The organism is Bradyrhizobium sp. SZCCHNRI1029, from assembly GCF_032487555.1.
GTDB lineage: Bacteria > Pseudomonadota > Alphaproteobacteria > Rhizobiales > Xanthobacteraceae > Bradyrhizobium.
Window position 1 is genome coordinate 124,093 of sequence record NZ_JAUEUK010000010.1, and the last position, 12,683, is coordinate 136,775.

The following is a 12,683-nucleotide window of genomic DNA, read 5'->3' on the forward strand; positions in this document are numbered from 1 at the left end:
ATGCCGACACAGACCCTCGTCGAACGACTCCGCGAGCATGCCGCCTCGCGTGCTGACCATCCGGCGCTGCGCTTCATTGAAGGCGACGATGTCGTCCACGAGCTGACATTCGCTGCGCTGGACCGGCGCATCCGCGCGCTTGCGGCGCATCTGCAGGAGCTCGCGCGTGCCGGCGAGCGCGCCGTGATTCTGCTGCCGAACGGTCCGGATTATGCCGTCGCATTCTACGCCTGCCTCTATGCCGGGGTCATTGCCGTGCCGGCCTATCCGCCGGAGACCGGCAAGGAGCGCTACGCCAGCCGCCTCGATGGCATCCTGCGCGATGCGGCGCCACGACTCATTCTCACCCAGGCGCGGCTTCGCGACGTCGTCGTCGCTTCGGTCGGCGAGACCGATGCTCATGTTGTTGCCGTCGACGAGGTGCCGGTCGATGCCGCCGCATCCTGGCGCGAGACGGACTTGCACGGCGATGCGATCGCCTTCCTCCAATATACGTCGGGTTCGACGTCGCAGCCGAAGGGAGTCTGCGTCACTCACCGGAACCTGGTCGCCAATGAGATCGCAATCGAAGCGGCGCTCGGCGGGACCAGGGACGACGTCTTCGTCAGCTGGCTGCCGCTCTATCACGACATGGGATTGATGGGCGGATTGCTGAATCCGCTGTTCACGGGCTTCACGGCGGTGCTGATGTCGCCGCGCAATTTCCTCGAGCAGCCGCGACGCTGGCTCGACGCCATCCACCGCCACGGCGGCACCTGCAGCGGCGGGCCGGACTTCGCGTTCGCGCTCTGTGCGGACCGGATCTCGGACGAAGCGATCGCGCGCCTGGACCTCAGCCGATGGCGGTTCGCGTTCTCCGGCTCGGAGTTCGTGCGCCGCGCGACGCTGGATCGATTTGCCGCGCGCTTCCGGCCGGCGGGCCTCGATCCTCGCGCGCTGACGCCGTGCTACGGCCTGGCCGAGGCGACCTTGCTGGTGACGGCGGGCGACCGCGCGAGCCGGGCGGTTTGTCACACGCTCGATCCCGCGGCGCTCGCGGGTGGCCGCGTTGCGGAGGCCGGCGAGGGCACGGACCTGATGGCGTGCGGCGCCGTGGCAGACGGCCATGCCGTGCGCATCATGAGGGTCGATGCGTCCGCCGACGCCGGGACGAATGAGGTCGGCGAAATCTGGGTCGCAGGTCCGAGCGTCGCGCAGGGCTATTGGAACAATCCCGAGGCGACGCAGCAGACATTCGTCCTTCGCGATGGCGCGCGCTGGCTGCGGACGGGCGATCTCGGCTTCGTCCGCGACGGCGATCTCGTCGTCACCGGCAGGCTCAAGGATCTGCTGATCGTCCGCGGCCAGAACATCTATCCGTTCGATCTGGAGCAGGCCGTCGAGACCGAGGTGGCCTCGGTGCGGAAGGGACGTGTCGCGGCCTTCCCGGTCGAGATCGATGGCGTCGAAGGCATCGGCGTCGCCGCCGAGTTCGGCAGGGCGGTACTGCGGCGAACGCCGGCCGACGTGTTGATCAAGGCGATCGGCGATTCGGTCATGCGGCAGACGCAGGAATATCCGGCGGTGGTCGTGCTGCTGAACCCGCAAGGCATGCCGCTGACCACCAGCGGCAAGCTGCAGCGGTCCGCCTGCCGCGCCAGGTGGGCGCAGGGCACGCTCGACAGCTTCATGGTGTTCGAACGGCGACGCGAGGCGACGGACCCCTCGCCGTCACCGGAGCTTGCGACGGCGACCGAACGCCGTCTTGCGCTGATCTGGCGGGATGTGCTGCGGCGCGCGACCGTCGGCCGCAACGACGACTTTTTCATGCTCGGCGGCAATTCGGTCGCGGCCGCTCAGATCGCGGCGATGGTGCGCGAGCAGTTCGGGGTCGAGCTCGCGCTGCGCGGCTTCTTCGATGCGCCGACGCTCGTCGCGCTCGCAGCGCTCATCGATGCGGCCGGCGCGGACGCGAAAGTGCTCCCGCCGCTGCAGCCCGCACCGGCGGGGCTGCGCGAGCTGCTGTCACCCGCGCAGGAGCGGCTGTGGTTTCTCTGGAGCATGGATCCGGCCGGCACGGCCTACACCATCGCTTGCACGGTTCATTTCGACGGCCCGCTCGATCAAGCACGGCTGGTGCAGGCGCTGACCGAAATCGTCGCCCGCCACGAGACGCTGCGCACCACCTTCTCTGCCCCGGATGGCCGCGTCGTGCAGGTCATCCATGCGTCGCCGGACATTCCCGTCGCGGTCGAGGATCTGCGGCGCAGCCCGGCGGCGGAGCGCGCGTCGCGCGTCGCGGCGCGAACACGCGAGGAGCTGGCGCGGCCGTTCGATCTCGTCAATGGCCCGCTGCTGCGCGCCGTGCTGATGCAGCTCGCGGACGACCGCCACGAACTGCTGCTGTCGGCGCATCACATCGTCGCCGACGGGCTCTCGCTCGACGTGCTGCTGGCCGAGATCGCCGCGCTCTATGACGGGCTCCGGCGCGGGGCAGGGGCGCTGCCGCCGTCCGCGATCCAATATGCCGACTACGCCGCATGGCAGCGGGATTGGCTCTCCGGCCCCGAGGCCGCGCAGCAGCTCTCCTACTGGCGCGAGCGGCTCGGTGATGCGGATACGCCGCTTGCATTGCCGTTCGACCGGCCGCGGCCGCCCGTACAGAGCTATCGCGGCGACACCATCCACGTGGAGATCGCGCCAGATCTGGTGCTGAGGCTCCGCGCGCTCGCCAGGGAGCATCGCGTCAGCATGTTCATGCTGCTGCTCGCCGCCTATCAGCTGCTGCTGTTCCGCTACTCCGGCCGCTCCGACCTGCGCGTCGGTGTGCCCGTCGCCGGGCGCCGCCAGGCCGAGCTGGCGTCGCTGATCGGCTGCTTCGTCAATACGCTGGTGCTGCGCGCCGACGTGACCGACGGCATGAGCTTCGCCGAGCTGCTGGCGCGGGCGAAGGAGGAGGTCATTTCCGGGCTGGCGCATCAGGATCTGCCGTTCGACCGTCTCGTCGACGCGCTGAAGCCGACTCGCTCCGGCGGCCACAATCCGCTGTTCCAGGTCAAGTTCAACTACATGGCCGCGCCTGCCGGACTTGCGCTCGGCGACGGCCTGCACGCCCAGCCGCGCATCGTCGATCTCGCCGGCTCGCATTTCGATCTCGCGCTCGACATCGTCGACGGCCCGACGGGCATGAATGCGAGCCTGAATTTCGCAACCGATCTGTTCGACGTGACGACGGTCGAGCGGATCGGGAACCAGCTCGTCGATTTCCTGCGGCAGATCGCGGCCGCCACCGACCGGCCGCTGCGCGACTTCGCGATCGCGCGCGGCGTCGAGCAGACCGTCGTGGCGGAGGCGACGAGCTTCCCCGCGACCGACATCCTCGATCTGATCGGTGTTGCGCTCGCGCGCCGCGATGATCGGATCGCGCTGCGCCAGGGACGGGACACCGTCAGCGCAGCCGAGCTCGTGCGCTGGTCGGACCACATCGCGGGTGTGCTCGTCGCGGCCGGCATCACGCGCGAGGCGCCGGTGGCGCTGTGGATCGAGCGGTCGCCGGCCTTCGTCGCGGCGCTGCTCGGCGTCCTCAAGGCGGGCGGCTCCGCAGTGCCGCTCGATCCGGCATGGCCGGTGGCGCGCGTCGATCGCATCCTTCGTGGCGGCGGCATCGGCACGCTGGTCGCAACCGGCGAGCACTTGGCTGCGGCGAGGGCGCTGGAGTGTCATACGCTCGACGGTGAACTGCGCGGCGATGCGTCCTCCGGCGCGTTCGATGCCCCGCGGCCGCATCCGGCGCAGACCGCCTACATCATCTACACGTCGGGCTCGACCGGTGCGCCCAAGGGCGTCGCCGTGTCGCACGGCGCGCTCGCCAACTACGTTCAGGCGCTGTTGTCCCGGCTGCAACCGCGCGCCGGCGCCGGCATGGCGATGGTCTCGACGGTCGCCGCCGATCTCGGCCATACCGTGCTGTTTGGCGCGCTTGCGAGCGGCGTGACCTTGAATCTGCTGCCGGCCGATGCCGCCTTCGATGCGGATGCGTTTGCGCAAGCGATGCGCGACGGCGAGATCGGCGTCCTCAAGATCGTGCCGAGCCATCTGCGCGGCCTGTTGCGGGCGCGGCGCTCGGCCGACGTTCTGCCGCGCGACGTGCTGATCCTTGGCGGCGAGGCCTGCGATCCCGGCTTGATCGAAGAGGTCCGCCGGCTGCGGCCGCACTGCCGGATCGTCAATCACTACGGCCCGACCGAGACGACGGTCGGCGTGACGACCCATGAGTGGACGGACGCCGAAGCCAAAGGCGTGCTGCCGGTCGGATTGCCGCTTGCGAACCTGCGCGCCTACGTTCTCGACGATGCGTTGAATATCGTCCCGGCCGGAGTCGCCGGTGAACTCTATGTGGGCGGCGCCGGGCTGGCGCGCGGCTATCGCGGTGCGCCTGGACAGACGGCCGAGCGCTTCATTCCCGATCCGTTCGGACCTGCAGGCGAACGCCTCTACCGGACCGGCGATTTGGTGCGCTGTGATCGAGCGGGCCGGATCGTGTTCCTGGGCCGGCGCGATGATCAGGTGAAGCTGCGCGGCTACCGCGTCGAACCCGCCGAGATCAGCCGCGCCGTCTCCTCGTTGAACGGCGTCGCCGATGCCGCCGTCGTGGCCCGCGCCGTCGACGCCGAGCAGGAACGCCAGGAGCTCGTGGCTTATTGCGTCGCCGCGGCCGGCGTCGTGTTGCAGCCGGAGGCGCTGCGGCAGCAACTCTCGGCGATGCTGCCGGACTACATGGTGCCGTCGCGCATCGTCGTGCTCGAGCGGCTGCCGCTGACCGCCAATGGCAAGCTCGACCGCGCGGCGCTGCCGCAGCCGGACGAGGACGCCGTGCTGTCGTATGTCGCCCCGGTCGGCGCGGTGGAGCAGGCCATCGCCGCCGTCTGGCAGGACGTGCTGGGCCGCGAGCGGATCGGCCGCAATGACAATTTCTTCGAGCTCGGCGGCGACTCCATCCTCAGCCTGCAGATCACTGCACGGCTGCGCAAGCGCGGCGTCATGCTGACGCCGAAGCAGATGTTCGCGCAGCAGACGATAGCGGCGCTGGCCGGCGTGGTTGCGACCACCTCCGCGCCGGCCATGACGCCGCCGGCAGCAGCACGCAACGCAATGAACGCCTGCGCTGCGGAGCTGCTGCCGATCCAATTGCGCTTCTTTGCCGAGGAAATCTCCAACCGCGATCACTTCAACCAGGCGGTGCTGCTGATCCCGCGGGACCGGATCGACTGGAGCGTGCTGCAGCGGGCGCTCGCTGCCGTCGTGAGGCATCACGATGCGCTTCGCATGACGTATCGGCGGATCGCGGGTGAATGGCAGGCGGTGCCGGCCGACCTGCCTGCTGCGCCTGAGCTGCTTTGGCTCCGCACGGCAGTCGAGCCGGCCGACGTCAGCGCGATCGCGTCGGCGGCGCAGGCGAGCCTGTCATTGGCATCGGGATCTCTGCTGCGCGCCGTCGGATTCGACATGCGCGACGGCAGCCAGCGGCTGCTGGTCGCCATCCATCATCTCGCCGTCGATGGCGTGTCATGGCGGATCCTGCTCGAGGACATCGCGTCGGCCTACGAACAGGTGGCGGGGCAGGCGGCCGCCGTCAGCCTGCCGCCCACGAGCTCCGCGCCGTCTTCCTGGGCGCAGCGACTGCGCGCGCATGCGGCCTCCGATCGGCTCGCAGGCGGACTGCCGTTCTGGCTCGCGCCCTCCCGCGGCAGTGAGTTGCCCTGTGACGATGCTCATGGTGGCACCGACGTCGAGGCCGACGCCGAGGAGGTCGTGCTGAACCTCGAGGCGGAGCTGACTGAACGGCTGCTCGATGCCGCGCCTGCGGCCTATCGCACGCAGGTCAACGACCTGCTGCTGGCCGCGCTGGCACGCGCGCTCTGGAGCTGGAGCGGGATCGAAGGCGTCGTGATCGAGCTGGAGGGCCACGGCCGCGAGGATGTCTTCGCGGACGTCGATCTCACGCGGACGGTGGGCTGGTTCACGAGCGCGTTCCCGGTGCGTCTCGACGGCGGCAGCGAGACCGACCGCGCGCTCATCACCCGCGTCAAGGAGACGCTGCGCGCCATGCCCGATCGCGGGCTCGGCTATGGCGTCCTGCGTTATCTCGGCGCGAAAGAGCATCGCGACGCGCTGGCGGCGACGCCGAACCCGCGTATCGTCTTCAACTATCTCGGCCGCTTCGACGGCCAGCTCGGTGCGGCCGCGCCGTACCGGATCGCGGCGGAGAATCCGGGATCGATGCGGGCCGCCGACACGCCGTTGCGGGCCTGGCTCAGCATCAACGGCGAGGTGCGTGACGGGCGGCTGCGGCTCGGCTTCCGCTATGGAAGCCGGCGGTATCGGCGCGCGACCGTGGAACGGCTCGCCGAGCTCTATCGCGCGGCGCTGCATGGTCTCGTCGATCATTGCCTCCGCGGCGCCGGCGGTCTCACGCCGTCCGACGTTCCGCTCGCGGGGCTCGATCAGGCGGCGCTCGACCGGCTCTGCGCGACCGTTGACTGTCGCTCCGTCGAGGACATCTACCCGCTGTCGCCGATGCAGCAGGGCTTGCTGTTCCATGCGCTGCGCGATGGCGCTGATGACGTCTATGTCAACCAGCTCTCGGTCGAGCTTCGGGGCGTGACGCCGGCGCGGTTGCGTGCGGCATGGCAGACGGCGAGTGCGCGGCATGCGGTGCTGCGGACCGGGTTCGCCTGGCAGCAATTGTCCGGAGCAGCCCAGCAGATCGTCTACCGGCAGCTCGACGTGCCCGTCGTCGACGAGGATTGGCGCAGTCGTATCGCTGATGGGGCTGCGGCGGCGGAGATCGATGCGGCGCTTGCGGAGGCGGCACGGCGCGAGCGCGAACTCGGCTTCGACATTACCCGTCCGCCGCTGCAGCGGCTGCGGCTGATCCGGCTCGGCGAAGACAGGCTGTGGCTGATCTGGACGCATCATCACATCGTGATCGATGGCTGGAGCTCGGCGCGGCTGCTCGCCGATGTGCTGCAGCAGATCGGCGGCGCCGCGCCGTCGGCGGCGCAAGGCGGCTACCGCGACTACATCGCCTGGCTGCAGACGCGCGACCAGGCGGCAGCCGCTGATTTCTGGCGCGAGACGCTGCGCGATTTCGAGCCCACGCCGCTCGCCGACGCCTTGCGTGCGAGCCGCGCGATCGACGCTGCGAGCGGCCATCGCCGGCTGACGCTGCGCGTGGACGGTGATCTCGCGGCTCGCCTGCGGCGGTTCGCGACGCAGCAGCGCATCACGATGAATACGCTGCTGCAGGGTACCTGGGCCCAATTGCTGCGGCAATATACCGGGCAAAGCGCGGTCTGCTTTGGCGTCACGGTCTCGGGCCGTCCGGCCGAGCTTGCCGGCGCCGAGAACATGGTCGGCCTCTTCATCAACACGCTGCCGCTGATCGATCGCGCGCATCCGCAGACCGCGACCGGCGACTGGCTGCGCGCCCTTCAGGCGCAGAGCGTCGCGGCGCGCGACTATGAGTGGCTGCCGCTGCACGAGATCCAGCGTCTGGCCGGCAGGGCCGGGCAGCCGCTGTTCGACAGCCTGATGGTATTCGAGAACTATCCGATCGATCAGTCGCTCACCGCGCGCGACGGTGCCGGGCCGCAGATCGGGCGGGTCGAACACGTGACGCCGACCAACTATCCGATCGCGGTCATCGTGTTCGATGGACCCGAGGGCCTGCGCCTCGACTTCAACTACGATCGCGCGCAACTGGACGACCATGCGGTTCGCCGGGTGAGCGCGTCGTTGCGAGACTGGCTGACGCAGATTTCGGCGGATGCCACCCGTCCGACCGGCAGCCTTCGCACGGTCGACGGAGAGGCGCTGGCGTGCGTCCTGCGCTGGAGCGGAGCTGCGATCGGCGAGACGTCACCCCGACCGTCGTCGATCGGCGCGGCGCCTGGCCTCGTGGCGCAGATCGAGGCGCGGGCGAAGGCCGTCCCGGACGCGGTTGCGATCGTCTGCGGCGACCGCCGGATCAGCTACGGCGAACTGAACGCGCGGGCAAACCGGCTGGCGCGGCGACTGCGCGCGCGCGGGATCGGCGCCGATGTCGTGGTTGGACTGGCGCTGGAGCGCGATGCCGAGATGATTGTGGCGCTGCTCGCCGTGCTGAAGGCCGGCGCCGCCTACCTGCCGCTCGATCCGGACTATCCGGCCGAGCGTCTTGCCCACATGCTCGGCGACAGCGGCGCAAGACTGCTGCTCACGCAAGCCGAGCTGCAAGATCGGTTCACGCCCGCGCTGGCCGACAGCGGAGCCGAAGCCTGGCTGCTCGATCGCATCGACGATGGAGGCGACGCCGGCAACCTCGACCTCGCCATTCATCCGGAGAGCCTCGCCTACGTCATCTATACCTCGGGCTCGACCGGCCTGCCCAAGGGCGTGATGGTGCGTCACGGCGCAGTGACGAATTTCCTGGCGACGATGGCCGAGCAGCCGGGGATCGCATCGGACGACCGCGTGCTGGCATTGACCTCGCTGTCGTTCGACATCGCGGTGCTGGAGCTGTGGCTGCCGCTGACCCGGGGAGGCCGGATCGTGCTGGCCGACCGCGCCTCCGCGCACGATCCGACGGCGCTGAAGGCGATCGTGGCCAGGCACGGCGTGACCTTGATCCAGGCGACACCGTCGAGCTGGCGCATGCTGCTCGATCATGACGAGGCCGCCGCGCTGCCTCGTCGCTGTCGCGTGCTCAGCGGCGGCGAGGCGCTGGCTCCCGATCTGGCACGGCGGCTCGTCGCGCTGAGCGGCGAGGCCTGGAACATGTATGGGCCGACCGAGACCACGGTGTGGTCTGCGCGCCACCGGCTCGATGCCAATGATCCCATGCCGGTGCTCGGCGGTCCGATCGGCAATACCACGCTCTACGTGCTCGACGCCAATCTCAATCTGGCGCCGCCCGGCGTGGCCGGCGAACTGTTCATCGGCGGCGAGGGACTGGCGCGCGGCTATTGGAAGCGGCCCGGGCTCAGCGCGGAACGGTTCATTCCGGATCCGTTCGGCGGCCCCGGTGCACGGCTGTACCGGACCGGCGACCTGGCGCGCTGGCGTGCCGATGGCGCGCTCGACTATGTCGGCCGCGCCGATCACCAGGTCAAGATACGGGGGCATCGCATCGAGCTCGGCGAGATCGAGGCGCGGCTGCGCGCGCTGCCCGGCGTCCGCGACAGCGTCGTGGTCGCGCAGGATGTCGGTGGCGGTAGCAACCTGATCGGCTATGTCGGCAGTGAGTGCGCGCTCGATGGCGGCGAGCTGCGCGCGGCGCTCGCGACGGCGCTGCCGGACTACATGGTGCCGTTGCGCGTCATCGTGCTGCCGCGGCTGCCGCTGACGCCGAACGGCAAGGTCGACCGCAAGGCGCTGCCGCTGGCCTCACAAGGCGAAGCGGGGGCCCACTATCAAGCTCCGGTCGGCGAGATCGAGATCACGCTGGCCGGCATCTGGGCGGAGCTGCTCGGCCTCGACCGCGTCGGGCGGGGCGATCACTTCTTCAATCTCGGCGGCCACTCTCTGCTGGCGGTACGGCTGCTCAGCCGTGTCGCGCAGGAGTTCGGCACATCGATGCGATTGTCCGAGCTGTTCGCTCATCCGGAATTGGCGGAGTTCGCGCGCGTCCTCTCCATCAGACTGATCGAGCAGCAGTTCGCCGAAGGTGAACTTGAGGACCTGATGACAGCGGAGCTATCATGAGCGGACAATCAGGACAGCCTCTTCTGCACAACCTCGATCCGGAGGCGCTGCGCCGGTTGGCATCGCGCGCGCGACAGCGCGGCCGCAATGTCCCCAGACGCGATACAAACACGATCCCGATCGCCGATCGCGGGGGCTCGCTGCCGCTCTCCTTCGCGCAGCAGCAGCTCTGGCTGCTGGCCCAGCTCGAGAATGGAAGTACCAACTATCACATTGATGTGGCGCTGCGGCTGCGCGGCCGGCTCGACATCGGCGCATGGCGCCGCAGCCTCGACCGGCTGTTCTCCCGCCACGAGGCGCTGCGGACGGTCTTCGTCGCCGAGCAGGGCGAGCCGCGGGTCGCGCTGTTGCCGCCGGACACCAGCCTGCCGCTGGAGGTGCACGATCTTCGCGGGCGGCCGGACCGCGAAACGCGGCTGGCCGATCTGCTGAATGAGTGTACGCGCGCGCCGTTCGATCTTGCGCGGGGTCCATTGATCCGCAGCCATTTGATCGACCTGGGCGATGATGATCATGTCCTTCTGCTCAGCCAGCATCACATCATCTCCGACGGATGGTCGATGGGCGTCATCGTCCGCGAGCTCTCGGCGCTGTATGCCGCCTTCGTTGCAGGCGGCAATGATCCGTTGCCGCCGCTGGCGATTCAGTATCCGGACTATGCAGCATGGCAGCGCCATTCGCTGACGGCAGATCGGCTGCAGCGGCAGCTCGATCATTGGACCGCCGTGCTGCGCGACGCGCCGTCCTTGCTGGCACTGCCGACGGACCGGGCGCGATCTGCACCGCGATCCAACGCCGGCGCCGCGGTGCCTGTCGAGATCGACGACGGTCTTTCGGCCGATATCAGGCAATTGAGCATCGCGCTCGGCGCCACCCCGTTCGTCATCGTGCTGGCCGCCTGGGCCCTCGTGCTGTCGCGGTTGGCCGGCCAGCAGGATCTCGTCATCGGCACGCCGACCGCCAATCGGATGCGTTCGGAGCTCGAAGGCCTGGCCGGCTTCTTCGTCAACATGCTGGCGCTGCGGCTCGACCTCTCGGGCGGTCTAGCTGTGGCCGAGTTGATCGAGCGGGTGAAGACGGCCGTCCTTGCGGCGCAGGATCATCAGGACCTGCCGTTCGAGCATCTTGTCGAGGCGCTCCAGCCCCCGCGGCATCCGGAATACACGCCCGTGTTCCAGGTGGTGTTCGCATGGCAGAGCAATGATATCGGCTCATTGGCGCTGCCCGGCCTGGCGGTCGAGCGCCTTGCGACCGAGCAGCACAAGATCAAGTTCGATCTCGAGCTCGATCTCAGTGAGAGCGGTGGACGCATCTCCGGCAAGATCAACTACGCGACGGCGCTGTTCGACGCCGAGACCGTGCAGCGCTATCGCACCTATCTGCTGGCGGTGCTGCGCGCCATGGTCGCCGACACCAGCCAGCCGGTCGATCGCATCGAGCTGCTGCCAGCCGAGGAACGTGCGCTGCTGCTGGATGACTGGAATCGCACGCGCTCGTTCACGCCGCCTGACTGCTGCATTCAGGATCTCGTTGCCGAGCAGGCGCGCCGCCGGCCGTCGGCGGTGGCGCTGGTCCATGACGAGGTCAACCTGACCTATCGCGAGCTCGAGCTGCGCGCCAATCGCCTCGCGCATCATCTCGTCGCGCTGGGCGCTGGTCCGGACCGGCTGATCGCGATCTGCCAGCAGCGCGGCATCGATGCGATCGTCAGCGTGCTCGCGGTCCTCAAAGCGGGAGCGGCCTATCTGCCGCTGGATCCCACCTATCCGCCGCAGCGGCTGCGCGAGACCGTGGCCGATGCCCGGCCGACGCTGCTGCTCTGTGACGGCGCGAGCGCCAGTACGCTCGGCAGCGTGGCATGTCCGGTCGTGGATGTGGAGAGCGATGCGCCGGCCTGGAGCGGGCTGCCGGAGGGCGCACCGGATGTTGTTGCCCGTGGCCTGACGCCGCGCAACCTCGCCTATGTCATCTACACGTCGGGCTCGACCGGACAGCCGAAGGGCGTGATGATCGAGCACCACGGCCTGGTCAATCTCGCGCAGGCCCAGATCGGGCTGTTCGACACCGGTCCGCACAGCCGGATCGCGCAATTCGCCTCCTTCAGCTTCGATGCGAGCGTGTGGGACATCGTCATGGCGCTTTGCGCCGGCGCCGAACTGCATCTGCTCGGAAGCCGCGAGCACCGCGATGCGGCGGAGCTGGTGAACTATCTCGCCGAACATCGCATCACCCATGCCACGTTGCCGCCGGCGATGCTGCAGGGCCGCTCGGACCTCGCGCGGCTCTCCGGGCTCGACGTGCTCGTTCTCGCTGGCGAGTTGCCAAAGCCGGAGCTGTTCGAGGCCCTGCCGTCGGACATCGCAGTCTTCAACGCCTACGGCCCGACGGAAACAACCGTCTGCGCCACCGCATGGCGCCGTCCGCCCGGCTTCGCCGGCGGTGTCGTCCCAATCGGTCGCCCGATCGCCAACGCGCGGATCTATCTGCTCGACGCCCAGGGCATGCCGGTGCCGCGCGGTGCCGTCGGCGAGATCTGGATCGGCGGGGCAGGGGTTGCCCGCGGCTATCTCAACCGTCCCGATTTGTCGGCGCAGCGTTTTGCCGTGGATCCGTTCGGGCTGTCGTCCGACGCGCGGATGTATCGAACCGGTGACCTCGGCCGCCATCTCGCCGACGGCAACATCGAATTCCTGGGCCGCAACGACCATCAGGTGAAGATCCGCGGCTTCCGCATCGAGCTCGGCGAGATCGAGCATCGGCTGAATGCGCAGGCCGGAGTGCGGGACTCGGCGGTGCTGGCGCGGCGCGATGCGCAGGGCGATCTCACGCTCGTCGCCTATGTGGTGCCGGCGGACGATGCAGGTGATCCCAGCGCATGGGCTGCGCGCCTGCGCACGCATTTGCAGGCGTGTCTTCCGGACTACATGGTTCCCTCGGCGATCGTTCGCCTCGATGCGTTT

Annotated in this window: 2 protein-coding genes (1 of these 2 running past the window's edge); both read left to right on the top strand. The window is 69.1% G+C overall.

The annotated features are described in order from the left end of the window. A complete protein-coding gene (locus QW861_RS26520; protein WP_315752517.1) occupies positions 1-9,723 on the top strand; it encodes a non-ribosomal peptide synthetase in 9,723 nt (3,240 codons plus the stop codon). Beyond that, a protein-coding gene (locus tag QW861_RS26525) for a non-ribosomal peptide synthetase (protein WP_316172829.1) crosses the window boundary here: on the top strand, positions 9,720-12,683 show its 5' portion. 3,627 nt of this gene lie beyond the right edge of the window; 2,964 of the gene's 6,591 nt are visible here — the first part of the coding sequence; its start codon is at positions 9,720-9,722; its stop codon lies beyond the right edge, outside the window. The genes QW861_RS26520 and QW861_RS26525 overlap by 4 nt, the downstream gene beginning before the upstream one ends.